This window comes from Actinotignum timonense (assembly GCF_030216305.1).
Lineage (GTDB): Bacteria > Actinomycetota > Actinomycetes > Actinomycetales > Actinomycetaceae > Actinotignum > Actinotignum timonense_A.
Genome location: NZ_JASOKT010000002.1, coordinates 224,007 through 238,523, shown reverse-complemented (window position 1 = coordinate 238,523; position 14,517 = coordinate 224,007). Strand labels below are relative to the sequence as shown.

The 14,517-nt window shown below is 63.3% G+C and carries 11 protein-coding genes; 5 read left to right on the top strand and 6 right to left on the bottom strand.

The annotated features are described in order from the left end of the window. Nucleotides 1–180 precede the first annotated feature (180 nt). The gene (locus QP305_RS02745) at nucleotides 181–1,452 is read right to left on the bottom strand and encodes a gamma-glutamylcyclotransferase family protein (RefSeq protein ID WP_284903852.1); all 1,272 of its coding nucleotides are present in this window, start codon (nucleotides 1,450–1,452) and stop codon (nucleotides 181–183) included. Between the two features lie 216 nt (nucleotides 1,453–1,668). Between QP305_RS02745 and rfbB the strand changes: the two genes are divergently transcribed. Both rfbB and QP305_RS02735 read left to right on the top strand, forming a co-directional pair. Next, nucleotides 1,669–2,661, top strand: coding sequence for a dTDP-glucose 4,6-dehydratase (gene rfbB / locus QP305_RS02740; RefSeq protein ID WP_016443166.1), 993 nt, complete (start codon nucleotides 1,669–1,671; stop codon nucleotides 2,659–2,661). 213 nt (nucleotides 2,662–2,874) lie between these two features. Continuing rightward, on the top strand, nucleotides 2,875–4,041 hold the full coding sequence (locus QP305_RS02735) for a nucleotide sugar dehydrogenase (RefSeq protein ID WP_087070492.1): 1,167 nt from the start codon (nucleotides 2,875–2,877) through the stop codon (nucleotides 4,039–4,041). A 117-nt stretch (nucleotides 4,042–4,158) separates the two neighbouring features. Here QP305_RS02735 and QP305_RS02730 read toward each other — a convergent pair whose 3' ends face one another. Both QP305_RS02730 and QP305_RS02725 read right to left on the bottom strand, forming a co-directional pair. Then, a complete protein-coding gene (locus QP305_RS02730; RefSeq protein ID WP_284903851.1) occupies nucleotides 4,159–6,528 on the bottom strand; it encodes an N-acetylmuramoyl-L-alanine amidase in 2,370 nt (789 codons plus the stop codon). A 216-nt stretch (nucleotides 6,529–6,744) separates the two neighbouring features. Continuing rightward, nucleotides 6,745–7,602, bottom strand: coding sequence for a glycosyltransferase family 2 protein (locus tag QP305_RS02725; RefSeq protein ID WP_284903850.1), 858 nt, complete (start codon nucleotides 7,600–7,602; stop codon nucleotides 6,745–6,747). A 178-nt stretch (nucleotides 7,603–7,780) separates the two neighbouring features. On the opposite strand from QP305_RS02725, the gene QP305_RS02720 reads away from it, so the two are divergent. From QP305_RS02720 to QP305_RS02710, 3 genes are read left to right on the top strand one after another with little or no spacing between them, the layout of a single operon-like run. Then, complete coding sequence (locus QP305_RS02720) at nucleotides 7,781–9,157, top strand: LCP family protein (protein WP_284903849.1); 1,377 nt, start codon at nucleotides 7,781–7,783, stop codon at nucleotides 9,155–9,157. 2 nt (nucleotides 9,158–9,159) lie between these two features. Continuing rightward, entirely contained in the window at nucleotides 9,160–10,551 is a 1,392-nt protein-coding gene (locus QP305_RS02715) for an LCP family protein (RefSeq protein WP_284903848.1), read from the top strand. 20 nt (nucleotides 10,552–10,571) lie between these two features. Continuing rightward, entirely contained in the window at nucleotides 10,572–11,090 is a 519-nt protein-coding gene (locus tag QP305_RS02710; protein ID WP_284903846.1) for a GtrA family protein, read from the top strand. Nucleotides 11,091–11,096: 6 nt separating this feature from the next. Here the strand turns inward: QP305_RS02710 and QP305_RS02705 are convergent, their stop codons facing one another. From QP305_RS02705 to QP305_RS02695, 3 genes are all read right to left on the bottom strand, one after another. After that, nucleotides 11,097–12,170, bottom strand: a complete 1,074-nt coding sequence (locus tag QP305_RS02705; RefSeq protein ID WP_284903844.1) for a sensor histidine kinase — start codon at nucleotides 12,168–12,170, stop codon at nucleotides 11,097–11,099. A gap of 9 nt (nucleotides 12,171–12,179) precedes the next feature. After that, nucleotides 12,180–12,851: a response regulator transcription factor gene (locus QP305_RS02700; protein WP_284903841.1), complete on the bottom strand. Its 672-nt coding sequence runs from the start codon at nucleotides 12,849–12,851 to the stop codon at nucleotides 12,180–12,182. A gap of 77 nt (nucleotides 12,852–12,928) precedes the next feature. Next, the gene (locus tag QP305_RS02695) at nucleotides 12,929–14,404 is read right to left on the bottom strand and encodes an adenylate/guanylate cyclase domain-containing protein (RefSeq protein ID WP_284903839.1); all 1,476 of its coding nucleotides are present in this window, start codon (nucleotides 14,402–14,404) and stop codon (nucleotides 12,929–12,931) included. Nucleotides 14,405–14,517 lie beyond the last annotated feature (113 nt).

Genomic DNA, 14,517 nt, shown 5'->3' with positions numbered 1-14,517 from the left:
CACCGGGTCAGGATCGCCCACCGCAACGCTGGAGCATCCGCCTAAACCAAGAACCGCTACCGCGCCGATAATGGCGAGCGAGCTCCCTAGTGCCCGGCGGCGCAGGCCGGGGATGGAAGAAGGAGTGGTGTGAGAATTCTGCATCGTCTCATCGTCTTTCTTTTTCATGACTTCATCCCCTTAGAAGCGGTGGAAATCGCCGTGGGGTACAACATAACCCCAGCGCCGCGCGAAATCCTGCCGCCATTGCGTTGCCACGTACATCCACGCCGGCCCATCCACGGTGGTGACGAGGTCACGGGTGTAATTCATATAGGCAGGGTTCTTACCCGGAACATAACCCTCCCAATCATCCATTTGGGCCACTTTGGCATCGTAATTCCACGGTCCGTACTTCAAGAGGTCGCCGCGCAGCCCGTGCGGGCCGGGAAGAGCCCAAGGCCACGGATTCCAGCGCGGGCCGGTAATCCACAGTTCATACCCCGGCACCCAACTTTCTTTGATACCGGAGTAGTTATTGACCACAAAGGCGGCTTCTTCACCCTGGCGCAGCGTTCCGTAAACCAGAATGGGGTACCCACCGGAATTAGGATCAAGGGTGGGTGGGCGCTCGCTATTGGGAGCCGGCGGCACATAATCGCGGCGTACCGCCAGGGTGTCCACCCCGTCACGGTTCCAGTCACCGACCAGAACGTTATCCCCGTGGCGCCCGTAAGAGAATTCGGTCGAGGCATTCCCACCGGACACGGTCGAATTATTGACGTAGTACATATTGCCGCGGCGCACCGCGAAACTATCGATGCCATCTCCGTCCCAGTCACCCACGAGGACGGTGTCACCATGGCGCCCGAAGGAGAAGACCGTGAAGTTCTCATCATCGTCGAGCACATTGCTGACATAGAACATATTGCCGCGCCGGATGGCGAGGGTATCGGTGCCGTCCCCGTTCCAATCCCCCGCGATCACTTCATCATCGGGCTGGCCGAAAGTGAAGCTATGTTCCCCGCCCCCGGTGGTGAGCTCATTGCGCACGAAATACGTATTGCCGCGGCGAATAAGGACCGTATCTCCCACTACCGCATCCCAATTGCCGATAAGGAATTGATCGGTGGGCAGCCCGAATTTGAAGTGGATATCCGCGTCCCCGGACAAGAAGGTGTTCTTCATATAGAAATCGGAGCCGCGGTTCACGCCCAAGGTGTCCCGCCCGTCGCCATTCCAATCCCCGGAAAACACCACGTCCGTATGCCGCCCGTAGGACATCTCCATATCGGCAGTACCCGAGGTGAGAGAGTTTTTGAAGAAATAGTAGTTTCCCGCCCCCTCGTCCAGAGCGGGCGCGCCCTGTGCTGCCGGCATGAGTCCCAGCGAGCTCGCGATCAGCGCCAGCGCTGCGATCACGCCAACCAGCAGCCCGGGGGTGCGGGCGCGCGCGTATGAATACCTCTCCAAGAGAACCTCCTCGAGTTGTTCGCGCCCCGGAGTGGTGCTGAATCCAGGCCGCGATGCGTGGACGATAGTTCCAGCTTAAACCCTCCGGGCGGCACAATTGTGGAGATCGCCCGTGTCGCCCTCGCATCGCACATTGTGGCGCGGCCGGATGGGCTAACTCCTTACCCCGCAGTTCCGGGTAGAATTAGCCAGGAACTGACCCACGAAAGGAATAATATGCGTGTCCTGGTTACCGGCGGTGCCGGATTTATTGGCGCGAATTTCGTTCACCAAACTGTCGAGGATTATCCGGATGCCGAAGTTGTCGTCCTGGATAAACTCACGTACGCGGGTAATCCCAAGTCCATTGAGGGCCTGGACCGCGTCACCCTGGTCCAGGGCGATATTGCGGATATGGATACCGTTGATCCCCTGGTCAAGGACTGCGATCTGGTGGTGAATTTCGCGGCGGAATCCCATAACGATAATTCTCTTGTTGATCCCTCCCCCTTCATCCGCTCCAACCTGGTGGGTACCTACACGATTCTGGAAGCGGTACGCCGCCACGGGGTACGCCTCCACCATATTTCCACCGACGAAGTGTACGGGGACCTGGAGATCGACGAACCGCGCCGCTTCCAGGATGGCGATCCCTATATCGCTTCCTCCCCGTATTCGGCTTCCAAGGCCGGCTCTGACCTGCTGGTACGCGCCTGGGTGCGTTCCTTCGGGGTGGAAGCCACCATTTCCAATTGCTCGAATAACTACGGCCCCTACCAGCACGTGGAGAAGTTCATTCCGCGTACTGTCACCAACCTCCTCGACGGTATCCGCCCGCGTATTTACGGCACCGGCCTCCAGGTGCGCGATTGGATTCACGTGCGCGATCACAACGTGGCTGTATGGGAGATCATCAATAAGGGCCGGATCGGGGAAACCTACCTCATCGGCGCGGATGGCGAAAAGAATAACCTTGAGGTCGTCAAGATGATCCTCCAGGAGTTCGGCCGTGAACCCGATGATTTCGATCATGTGAATGACCGCCCCGGCCACGATCAGCGCTACGCCATTGATAATTCCAAGCTGGTGGAAGAAACCGGCTGGCAGCCGAAGTTCAAGGACTTCGCCGCGGGTCTGCATGACACCGTGGAATGGTACAAGGCCAATGAAGAGTGGTGGCGCCCGCAGAAGGAAGCCGTGGAGGCCAAGTACGCCAAGACCGGCCACTAAAGCGCCGCGCCCCGGCCCTCATGCGCTACCTGCATGAGCCGGCTTTCCGCTGCCCCGTTCGCACTTCTCCGATGCGCACCCTGAGTGCCGCGGGGAGCGCGAGCGGGGCTGCGCTATGCGTGGAAGCCTCGCCGCGGCCCCCCTTCCGTGTCCCACCGGGCCGCCGCGCGGCAGTCCGGCTATACTGAACGCAACCCAAGAGCTAGGAGCATCATGCAGATTGCTGTGATCGGGCTGGGCTACGTGGGCTTGGCCAACGCCGTCCTTCTTGCCCAACACCACGATGTGGTCGGATCGGATCTCAATCCCGCGAAAGTGGATGCGATTAACGCCCGCACTTCCCCGATCCAGGATGCCAAAATCGAAGAGTTCCTCGCCACGAAGCCTCTTTCGCTGCGGGCTACCACCTCGAATATTGAGGCGCTTGCGGGTGCTGATTACGCGGTGATCGCCACCCCCACCGATTACGATACGGAGACCAATGCCTTCGATACGGCCTCTGTTGAAAGTGCGATTGCGCAGGTAGCTGAGGCGAATCCCGGTGCCGTCGTCGTTATTAAATCCACTATCCCCATCGGTTTTACCGCGCGGATGCAAGAAACGTTCCCGCAGTTGCGCATCGTCTTTTCCCCGGAATTTTTGCGCGAGGGTAAAGCGCTGCACGATAATCTCAACCCTTCGCGCATTGTTGTTTCGGGCGACGACGCCGCAGCTGCCCACTTCGCCCAGCTGCTGAGCGAGGGAGCTGAAGCGCGCGACGTCCCGATTATCCAGGTGGGAACCCGGGAAGCCGAAGCGATTAAGCTTTTCTCCAATACGTATCTGGCCATGCGGGTCGCTTATTTCAATGAGCTGGATTCTTTCGCGATGGCGCGCTCCCTCAACGCAGCGGAGATTATTCGCGGGGTGGGCCTCGATCCGCGTATCGGGGATCATTACAATAATCCTTCCTTCGGTTACGGCGGCTACTGCCTACCCAAGGACACCAAGGAATTACGCGCCGATTTCGAAGGCGTGCCCGAAAATCTCATGTCCGCGATTGTGGAATCGAACGACACCCGGATTGACTTCCTGGCTACCCGCCTGGCCGGGGCCGGCTACGCCACGGTGGGGATCTACAAGGTCGCCATGAAATCGGGCTCGGATAATCACCGGGCTTCGGCGGCCCTCAGCCTCGCGGCACACTTGCGGGCGCGGGATGTGGAGGTGCTCGTTTACGATCCGGCGCTGAAACCGGGCGGTCTCGGGGATATTCCGGTCCTGGATTCCTGGGAAGAATTCCAGGATCGCGCGGATGTGATCATCACGAATCGCCTGGATGGCACCATGCCGGAAACCTCCACCCCGGTGCTCACCCGCGATATTTTCGGGCGGGACTAAAACCGGTAGTCAAGCACAGCGGCGCGCTTGCGCCTAGAGGTACGGGCCGGGGATATCGCTTCGTCGTGAAGCATCCCCGGCCCGTATGTTGTGACCGAAACTTGTTCCTATCGGTACTTAGCGCGAGCGCACCACCCCGAGGGTTTGGCCGCCTCGGCCATCCCAATCACCGAAGATGACCATATCGCTGTGGCGCCCGTAGGTAACATCTTCGGTCACCTCCGGGCCGCTGAGCGGGCCGCGCACCACGTACACATTCCCGCGGCGCACCACGAGGGTGGAACGCTGGGGCTCAATCTTCGCGGCGAGCACCTCATCGCCCGGGTTCCCGTAGGCCATTTCCCCGGAGACCGCGCTGGTGGCCAGGTTATCGGTGAAGATAAAGACGTTACCGCGCCGCACCGCCAGGGTGTCCACGCCATCACCATTCCAATCGCCCACCAGCCAGGTATCCCCCGGATTACCGAAGCAGTACACCGTGTCGGCCGGGCCGGAGGTGAGGGAATTACGCACGAGCAGCAGGTTGCCGCGCCGCACCGCGAAGGTATCCACACCGTCGCCATCCCAGTCACCTACGAACACCTCGTCATCGGCACGTCCGAAGCTGAAGACCCGGGTGGCAACCCCGGAGGTGAGGGTATCGCGCACATGGAAAATATTGGAGCGCCGAATCGCCAGGGTATCGCGCCCATCACCGTTCCAATCCCCGGTGAGGATTTCATCGCCGCGCAGGCCGTAGTCCATCACAATATCGGCGGTACGGCCCCAGCCATTAGCGAGGAAGAAGCGCGGCGGGAAAGGTGCCACAGTGGAGGAGGGCCGCGGATTGCTCGGCGCGGGAGCCGGCGGGGCGGGCGGGCGCGGTGCCGGTGGCTGAGTGGGGCGCGGCGCGGGCTGCGTCGTCGTACCACCACCGGAACGCAGCTGCGTATAGATACGGTAGGCGTTCTCACGAATGGAGCCGATGGAATCGTAAATCGTGCCCGGGCAGGATGTATTGCCCACATCGCGGTGCCCCACAATACGCGGCATCGCTTCGCCGGAACGGTAGCGCGCCGAATTATTGCGCTGCGGAATGGTCAGCGAGGTGGTACCACGCGGATCCAGGCCCGCGAGCGCGAATTTCCACCCGGCCACATCCGCGAGGGTATTAAGAATGGTTTGCGAGGGGCGGTGATCCGCGGTGAAGGTGCCGAGCACGGACACACCCATGGTTCCGGTATTGCGCCCGGCGGCGTGCGCGCCGATGGCCATCGTTCCATCCTGGGATTGCAGGGTGCCGTAGCGCCCTTCCCACTTCCCGCCGTATTTATCAACGATCACGTTGTACCCAATATCGCCCCAATCGCGGGTGACGGCGTGGAAGGCGTAAATCCCGCGGATAACACGCGGCACCCCGGCTTGGGTGTAGTTATTCGAACCGGCGGTGTGGTGGATAACCATGCCCTGGAAGGTGGCGTATTCCACCGGCCAGGTCATGAGGGAGCCGTCCGCGCCCCAATCGGCGCGGGTGTGGATCCCGCGGGTGCCGATGCGGTTGGTCCAATCGCGGGCGGTGGGAAGTAAGCCGTTCGCCACCACACTGCCCTGCTCCAGGGTGCCCCCACCGCGCGCGGCGGATAGCGAAGCCCCCAGGGCCGGAATCTCTTCCTCACCTTCTTCGGGATTGACCACCGGATCGGTTTCGGTTCCACGTTCGGGCAGAATCGGCGCAGTTTCGGCCTCTTCCACCTCCACGGTATCGCCCTCGGCGGTGTAAGCAATATCGATGCGCAGGCCGGCCGGGAGCGGGCCCTCGCCCTGGGTAATACGCACCTGAATCCCGGTGGACTCCCCCGAGACGTTGTATTCCGTGCCGGGCCGTTCGCGCTCGGTTTGGGATTCCTCGCCCACTTCATACCAATCCGACCACTGCTCCCCGTCCAGGGTACGCATTTCGATGGAGGCACCCTCGGGCAGGCTCTCCCCGCGGTTCCAGGTCAGCCCGGCCACCGCGAAGGGTTCGTCCACCCGCACCGGACTGGTGAAGACGGCGTAGTTATCGGCCAGTTCCGCACCGGGGGCACTATCTTCGGCTCCGTTTTCGGACTCCCCGTTTTCGGTGCCTTCGTTTTCGGTGCTTTCGTTTTCGGTTCCTGCGGCGCGCAGTACATTCGTACGCACCGCATTCGGTACGACGCCGCCCGCGCGCCCGGCACTCGCTTCTTGGGCGGGTTCGGCTTCCCCGGTGGGGTGCGAGGCCTCGGTGGGCTGCGCTGCCTCGCGTGGCTCGGCTTCCTTAGAAGAGTCAGGCTTGCTCGCTGCTTCTTCGTCGATTTGTGCGGTGGCGGTGGTGGTGAGATCCCCCGCTTCGGTTGTTAGCGGAATAACAATACTGCCCTGTGCATCATCGTTCCCGGCAAAAGCGTAGCCCACAATCGGGACGGCAAGGCCAGCACTCGCGAGCGCCAGCACGGTTCCTAGAACAAGACCGCGACGTTTGGTCATTTTTCCCTCCGGTTCACGCCGCCCGCCACGATGAGAACTCATACGGGCAGCTTCCAGACTTACCTTACGGCAAAAGTCCCAACTTTCACACCCTTAACTCCGTTTTACTTTAACCTCATAAAAATACATCGGTGTTATTCGATTGAGGTCGCGGAGTGAGGGGTGGAGCCGCCTCGCGGATACTCGCAGCTCCACGTTGATTTTAATACGTTTTAGTTAGTGAGAACGACGACGCGCCGCGCGCGCCGCCCGCACGTGCAGCTGCGCCCGCAGCGCGAGCCCGCCCCGGATTGCCCAGCGCAAGGGCGCCTGCCAGGGGCGCGCGTACACGCTATCGATATAGTGCGCCGCGCTGCGGTGATGTTCGCGTAGCATGGCGGCCGGTTGGTCTTTCCAGGAAGCACCCTGGGAGTGAATCACTTCCGCCTCGGGGAGGAAAACCGAGTGCCAGCCCGCCCGAGCCAGGGCCTCCCCCAGGGCCACGTCCTCGAAGAACATGAAATAGGAATCATCGAAACCGCCCACGGCCTCGAAAGCTTCCCGGCGGAGCAGCAGGCAGGCCCCGGAAAGCCAATCCACCGGGTGGGCGCGGGTGACATCCGCATTGGAGCGGTAGGAGCGGGAGAAGGGATTATTCGGCCAGATATTCCCGAGCAGCGCGTGCCCCACCCCGGAAACAATCCGCGGGAATTGGCGGGCCGAAGGGTAGATCTCCCCTTCCGGGGTGCGAATGAGCGGACCGAGCGCGCCGGCCCGTGGGAAGCTTTCCGCCCCGCGCACCAGGGCGTCGAGCGAGCCGGGGGTGAACACCACATCGGGATTGGCCACCACCAGCCATTCGCCGGTGAAGCCCTGGGCTCCGCGGTTGGCGGCCCGGCCGTATCCGATATTTTCGCCGGTGCGCACCACCTGCGCCCCGTGGGCGCGGGCTACCCGATCCACTTCGGCGTGCTCGGAACCGTTATCCACAATGACGCATTCGTGGGCTTCCTGCAGGGCTTCCGGGAGGGAGGCGAGAAAAGCTTCCAGTTCCGGCCCGGGATTGAAAGCCACGGTGATGACACGAATGCGCATGCTCCTAGCCTAGCCGAGCGCGCCGCTGCCCGCCGCCGCACTCGCGTGGAGGCCGGGCGCGGTGGCGCTCCCGCACGCCGCAGCGCACCTGTTAGCACCCGCCCGCGCCACCGTGCTTAACACCGCAGTGCGGCGCTTCTTCCAGCGGGCGACGCGCCCGAACCCCTATGATGAGGTGGTGGCAAAAAACTCACGCGCCGCAGCGCATCTGATCGGTGGACGCCGCACCTCTTCGTGGTGGCGGGTCGTGGTGCTGGTGCTGCTTGCACTTCTGCTCACCTTCGGCACGGCCCTGTGGTCCGCGTGGGCGCGCTACCAGGGGAATATCACCCGGGCGGATATTGATGATCTGGTTCCTTCCGCCGCCGCGGCGGAGCCGGTGGATCCTTCCGCGGGCCGCCCGCTCAATATCCTCGTTCTCGGTTCGGATGTGCGCAGCGGGGCGTCCGATATTGATAACGCTGGGGAATCCGGCGAAGTCGGGGGGATGCGCGCGGATACCACCATGATCATGCATATCAGCGCTGATCGTAGCCGCGTGGATATTGTGTCCGTGCCCCGCGATACCCTCGTAGATATTCCCTCCTGCACGATTCGTACGTCTTCCGGGGGTTCGGAAACGGTCACCACCCGCCCCGCCCCCGAAACCATGTTCAATTCCGCCTTCGCTATTGGCGGCCAGTACGGCGATGTTGCCAGCGCGGCCGCCTGCACCATGACCACCCTCCACCAGATGACCGGCATTACCTTCAACGGTTATATCGTGGTGGATTTTGCGTCCTTTATTTCTACCGTGGATGCCCTGGGTGGGGTTCCCATGTACTTCGCGGATGATCTGTACGACGAGCGCGCCGGCCTCGATATCGCTTCCGGCTGCCGCCTCCTCAACGGCACCCAGGCTCTGGCCCTGGCCCGGGCCCGCTACAGCGTGGGGGACGGCTCGGATATTTCCCGCATTGGCCGCCAGCACGAATTGGTGAGCGCGGTGGCCGCCGAAGCCCTCCGCTCCAATCTGCTCACCGATTTCGGCCGCCTCATGCGCCTGCTCGATGCCGCCACCCAATCCCTGCAAACCTCCCAGGAGATCGGTTCCATCAGCAATATTGTGGGCCTGGCAAATTCGTTGCGTTCCATCGACCCGGCCAATATCCGCTTCTGGACCATGCCTTTCGCGTGGGCCGGGAACCGCGTGGTCGCCACCGATAGCGCCGAATACGTGTGGGAGGCGCTCCGCCGCGACGTTCCGGTACGTGCGGAAAAGAATGCCGACGGCGTTTTCGTTGGCCTTCCCCCGGAAGGCAGCCCCGATGCTCTTCCCAGTACCGCCGCGGGTGCTACGCCAAGTGCCGGCAGCACCGCTGCGGGCAGCGAAGGAGCGGCCGGAGCCGCGGGGGCCACTGAGGGCGATACCGATGCCACCAGCGACGCGAATTCCGAGAGCACGCCTACGCCGGCCGCTCCCGGCACGGATGAGACCGCTTCCGCCACTTCTCCCACCACCGCCCAGAGCACCGAGTCCGCGCCCGTGTGTACCCGAGAGAATGCGATTCCCTGAGCATGAACCGTTTCCATGGGGCTACCCCACCGCCGTCCTTCCCGCCTAAGCGCAGGCTTCCGCGGCCTTCCGCGCAGGGCGCGCAGCCGGTCGGCCGCGGCCGCGCCGTGCCGCCCCAGGCACGCGAACAGCATCCTGATGTTTCCGGGGATCCCCGCGGCGCCGGGATTGCCCCCGCCGCCGGTGCTATCCCCGCTGCCGGAGCCACCCGCAATGCCGGGGCTCCGCGCCGGCCCGCTCCCGTGCAGCCCCCCAGCTTTGCGCCACAGCGCCAGGTAGCGCCCGCTCGCCCGGCTGAATCTTTCGAACAGGCGCCCTCCTACCCGCCGGCTGCTTCCCAGGCGCCGGCTCGCGCCTACGCTCCCCACGCTCCCAACGGTGGCTTTGCGCAGCCCGCCGATTTTGGGCAACCCGCACCGGAGATGCCCGAAATGGGTGCGCCTGCCCGGCGCGCGCGGCGCCGCCATCCGTGGCGCTGGGTAGCTGGCGGCGTCGTCGTTCTTCTTATTCTCGCGGTGACCTGGCCTACCTACCTGTTCTTCTACGGCAACTCCAAGCTCACCCGCGCGGATGCGCTGAGCGGGGCCGCGGGAACGGCCGGGACCACGTACTTGATTGTGGGCTCGGATGTGCGCGAGGCGGACGGCATTGATGACCCGACCGAAGGCGAGCGCGCGGACACCATTATGCTGCTGCACGTGCCCGAATCCGGGGCGCCGGCGCTGGTCTCCCTCCCGCGTGATTCTTACGTGAACGTGCCCGGGGAAGGCGAGCAAAAGCTCAATTCTTCCTTCGCGCTGGGCGGGCCGCGGCTGCTGGTGGAAACGGTGGAGGAACTTTCCGGGATGACCGTGGACCACTACATCCAGATTTCCATGGCCGGGGTGCAACAGATTGTGGACGCCGCCGGTGGGGTGCGCCTGTGTTACGACGCCGACGTGGACGATGCGGACTCGGGCATGGTGTGGGAAGCTGGCTGCCACGATACCAACGGCGCCCAGGCCCTCGCTTTCGCGCGGATGCGTAAATCTGATCCGCTGGGTGACCTGGGGCGTACCAACCGGCAGCGCCAGGTAGTCTCCTCCCTGATTGGCAAGCTGAAAACCCCGGCAACGCTGCTGAATTTCCCGCTGCAGCGGCGCATGGTCGGCACCGCCGGCTCCATCCTCACGGTGGATGAGGGGACCTCGCTGTATAACGTGGGGCGGGCCGGTCTGGCGCTCGGGAGCGTGCTGGGCGAAGGCGGCCTGGCCGGAGTTCCCCCGATTGCCGATCTGGACTACCGGGCCAACGGACAGTCCAATGTGCTCCTCGATCCGCAGCGCACCCCGGAATTCTTCCGGAAGATGCGCGAGGGGACCCTGACTCCCGCCGATATGCTTCCTAGTTTCTAAAGCGTGATAGTCTCAGCGCGATGACTAGCCCAGCACCAGAGCCAACACCAGAACCGCGTCCCTCCGCCCGCGCCCGGGTGGACAAGCTCGTGCGCCGTTTGCTCAAAGGCCAGACCTTCCGGCAGTGGCTCGTGGAATTCATGCAATTCTGCACGGTGGGCTTGGGTGCCTATATCGTCAATGTGGGTATTTTTAATCTGCTGGCGCATACCGGCCTGGTGCGCCTGCCCGGCGATCAGTCCATGACAGCGAAAGTCATTTCCGTTACCCTCTCCGTGATTTTTTCTTGGGTAGCGAACCGCTTGTGGACCTTCCGCACCCAGCGTTCGGCGGAAAAAATGCGGGAATTCCTGCAATTCGTGGCGGTGAATCTGTGCGGGATGGCTATCGAGCTGGGTTGCTTATGGTTCTCCCGCTACGTGCTGGATATGCGCTCCCAGCTGGCCGATAATATTTCTTCCAATGTGGTGGGGCTGATACTAGGGACCGCCTGCCGCTACGTGCTCTACCGCTACGTGGTGTTCCGGGTGCGCGAGTAGCAGATTTTAGAAGCGCCGCCGGCGTGCCCCGACCGAAATTTCCCCGCCCGCGGGGAAAACTTTCGCCGGGTCGAGGGCCGCCGGGAGCGCGGCGAGGACCACCGAAAAAATAGGGGGCTGGGCCTGGGATAATTCCAGGCGCCCGCCGTTGCGTTCGGCTAGTTGGCGGGCCAGCGGCAGGCCGAATCCGGTGGAGCCACCCAGGGAGAATCCCTGCGTGAAAATAGCTTCCACGAATTCGGGGGCTACCCCCTCCCCCTCGTCGCTAATATCGATAATGACGCCTCGGCCGGCTGGGCGCGAGGTGACCGTCGTCGTTCCCGCCCCGTATTTCAGCGAGTTTTCCACGCACGTGGCAATAATTTGGGAAAGCGCCCCGGGATCGGAAAGCACCGGGCCGTGCTCCCCCACCGTGAAAACCACCTCGCGGCCCGCGGCCGCGAAAGCGCGCTCCCATTCCACGCCCTGCTGCGTGAAAATGGGTTGCAGCGCCACCGCTTCCGTAGCGCTTTCCTGGGCGCGTGAGGCGTGCAGCAGATCGGTGACCACCCCGGTGAGGCGCTCCACCTGTTCCAGGCAGCGAGTGGCTTCTTCTTTGACATCCGGATCGTTGCTCAGGTACTGGATTTCTTCCAGGCGCATGGATAGCGAGGTGAGCGGGGTGCGTAGCTGGTGGGAGGCGTCGGCAGTGAATTGGCGTTCGGCGGAAAGCCGCCCGGCCATCCGATCCGCGGCCCGCGCGATCTCCTCAAAAACCAGGTCGATTTCTTCGATACCGGAGGGCGCCATTTGCGGGCGGGTGGTTCCCGCACCCAGCTGTTCGGCGGCGGCCGCCAGGTAGATGAGCGGCGCGGAGATACGGCGCGAGACCCGCATGGCGATCCCCACTGCCACCAAAATAGCCACGATAATCGCCAGGATTTCCGCGCCCAGGAAAAGCAGCATATCCCGGCGGGCCCGCGCCTCATCGAGGGCATTGCGCGGAATCGTCACCCCGCCCATCACCAGCGCCGGAATCCCGACCAGCAAAATGGCGGCCAGCGCGGTGCGGATCGTCATCCGCAAAGAACGTGCGCGCATGGGTTCTTCTTAGCGTGTTTCGAAACGGAAGCCCAGTCCCCGCACCGTGGAGATATAGCGAGGGCTGTCAACGTCGTCGCCCAATTTACGGCGCAACCACGAAATATGCATATCAAGTTTCTTCGAGGCGGAAGCCTTTTCATCCCCCCACACTTCACTGAAGAGCGCTTCACGCGAAACCACATCCCCCGCGCGGCGAATGAGCGCGGTGAGCAATTCAAATTCTTTTGCGGTGAGCGCCAGCTCCACGCCCCCGCGCGTCGCCCGGCGCGCCCCGGTATCCACCGAGATATCTTGGGCGGTGAAATGATCGGTGCCCTGTTCGGTGCGCCGCAGCAGCGCCCGCACCCGGGCCAGCAGTTCCGCGAGCCGGAATGGCTTGGTGACGTAGTCATCCGCCCCGCTATCCAGACCCACCACCATATCGACTTCTTCGGCGCGTGCGGTGAGAATAAGGATGGGGAAGGTGTGGCCTCGCCCACGGGCCTGCCGCGCCACGTCCAGGCCGTCCATATCCGGCAGCCCGAGGTCCAAAACCATAATATCTACTCCGTGAGCGAGCTGTTCCAGAGCATCCAGCCCGGTATCAACACACGTCACGGCATATCCTTCCCGCGTGAGCGCACGGGCCAGCGGTCCGGAAATAGCGGCGTCATCCTCAACAAGAAGCAAAGTAGTCACACTGAAAGTCTAAGCTATTTTCTTTTTTCACTCAGGGGCGTGGCCTGGGGGCGCGAAGCGGCGCCGAAACACCGTTTTTAATGCGCCCGGATGCGGCGCAGCTCCAGCACCTCGGTGGCACCCAGGCCCTGGAGGGTAGGAGTCCCCACCGAGATCGTGGTGAAACGGTTCTCCCCCACCGCCTTGAGCGCGGTAGCCACCGGCCGCGAGGTGAGCACCGTGCCCGGGGAGGCCACATCCGCCAGCCGGGACGCCATATTCACCGAGGGCCCGAACACATCACCGAAACGCCCGAGCACCGGCCCCCAGGTGAGAGAGGCCCGCACCGCCGGAATTTCCGGGGTATCGCGCAGAGCCTGGGTCACATCGCACACAATATCCGCCCCGGTGACGATATCGTCCGCGATAAAGAGGAACGCATCGCCCATGGATTTCACCACGCGCCCGCCCCCGCCGGTGATCACGGCCCGGCAGGTGTAATCGAAACGCTCAATAAACTCCATGAACTGCCGCGATGTCATCCGCTCGGTCCGGTTCGTGAAAGACACAATATCGATAAAGCCGACGGCGCGCGGCAGCTGCGGGATCGCATCATCCTCATTAATATGCGCGATTTCCGCTTCAGTGTGGCGCAGCAGCGCGGCGGCCTGCCGCGACCAGGTGTAGGCCGCGGTGCGCCGCAAAAACTCTTCAATATCCGGGAAATGATCGAGCACCCAGCGCCGCGCATCCACCGGCCCGAGCCCGCCGCTAGTTTCCGCCAGCTCCAGGAGAGTCTCCACATGCCATTGCAGCATGCGATCCACGTTGTGGGCACTGGCGCGCAGCAGCGAGGTGAGGGCCGATTCGGTAAGCGGAGATTCCCCGAGCGATTCCGCCATCGCCCACATCGCCCGAATATCCCCGTCCGTAAACACGAGTTCGCTATCTTCATCCACGATGGAGGGGAAACCGAGGGCCAGCCAAAAACGCCGCACCCCTTCCGTATCCATATTGGTCAGCTCCGCCGCCTGGCGCAGGGTATAGCGCGGCAGCCCGCCCTCGAGGTGTTCCATATAGGCGGAGAAAGCGGTGCCTTCCGTTTCCGCAGGCTGCGGCTCCCGTTGCGTTTCTTTTTGCGGCGACGACGCCGGCGCAGCCGGCAGTGCGGACTGAGAAGCGCGGGTGGCGCCCCCGGGCCGGCTACCAGTATCCGGGAGGGAGGTGCGCGAGCGCTGCGGGGTGCGGGCCGCGGTTTCCCGGCTCGGCACAAAATTACGATCCACCGGGGCTTCCATGCGGGCGGCAGTCCCGGAGCGCGGCACCCCCGATTCGGGGCCAAGGGGCAGATCGGCTGCGGTATTACGCCGCAACTGGGCCATATCATCCGCGCTCAGCTGCGCGCTAGCGGCCGGCTGGACCCCACCCCCGAGGAGGTAGGCGATGAGGTCCGGGCTCATGGCCGGGCCAATGCTGGAGCGCTCCCGCGCGCCGCGGCCCACCCCGGCCCCGGTTCCGCGTGATGTTTCGGATTGGGGTGCGGGGCGCGGCGCGCTAGCGAATTGCTCAGCCACACTCGCCCCTTCCCTAGCTGCTTAGCACCGGCGCGGCGCCACCTCAGGTGAGGAGAACGGGGAGCGCCAACCGCCGGCTATAAATAAAGTGCCTTCCATCACAGTATACTAGT

What these genes read in the sequence shown, in the direction of transcription:
- QP305_RS02715 (WP_284903848.1), top strand. Translation starts at nt 9,160, where the DNA reads ATGAACCGTTTCCATGGGGCTACCCCACCGCCGTCCTTCCCGCCTAAG.
- QP305_RS02730 (WP_284903851.1), bottom strand. Translation starts at nt 6,528, where the DNA reads ATGACCAAACGTCGCGGTCTTGTTCTAGGAACCGTGCTGGCGCTCGCG.
- QP305_RS02735 (WP_087070492.1), top strand. Translation starts at nt 2,875, where the DNA reads ATGCAGATTGCTGTGATCGGGCTGGGCTACGTGGGCTTGGCCAACGCC.
- QP305_RS02710 (WP_284903846.1), top strand. Translation starts at nt 10,572, where the DNA reads ATGACTAGCCCAGCACCAGAGCCAACACCAGAACCGCGTCCCTCCGCC.
- QP305_RS02725 (WP_284903850.1), bottom strand. Translation starts at nt 7,602, where the DNA reads ATGCGCATTCGTGTCATCACCGTGGCTTTCAATCCCGGGCCGGAACTG.
- QP305_RS02705 (WP_284903844.1), bottom strand. Translation starts at nt 12,170, where the DNA reads ATGCGCGCACGTTCTTTGCGGATGACGATCCGCACCGCGCTGGCCGCC.
- rfbB (WP_016443166.1), top strand. Translation starts at nt 1,669, where the DNA reads ATGCGTGTCCTGGTTACCGGCGGTGCCGGATTTATTGGCGCGAATTTC.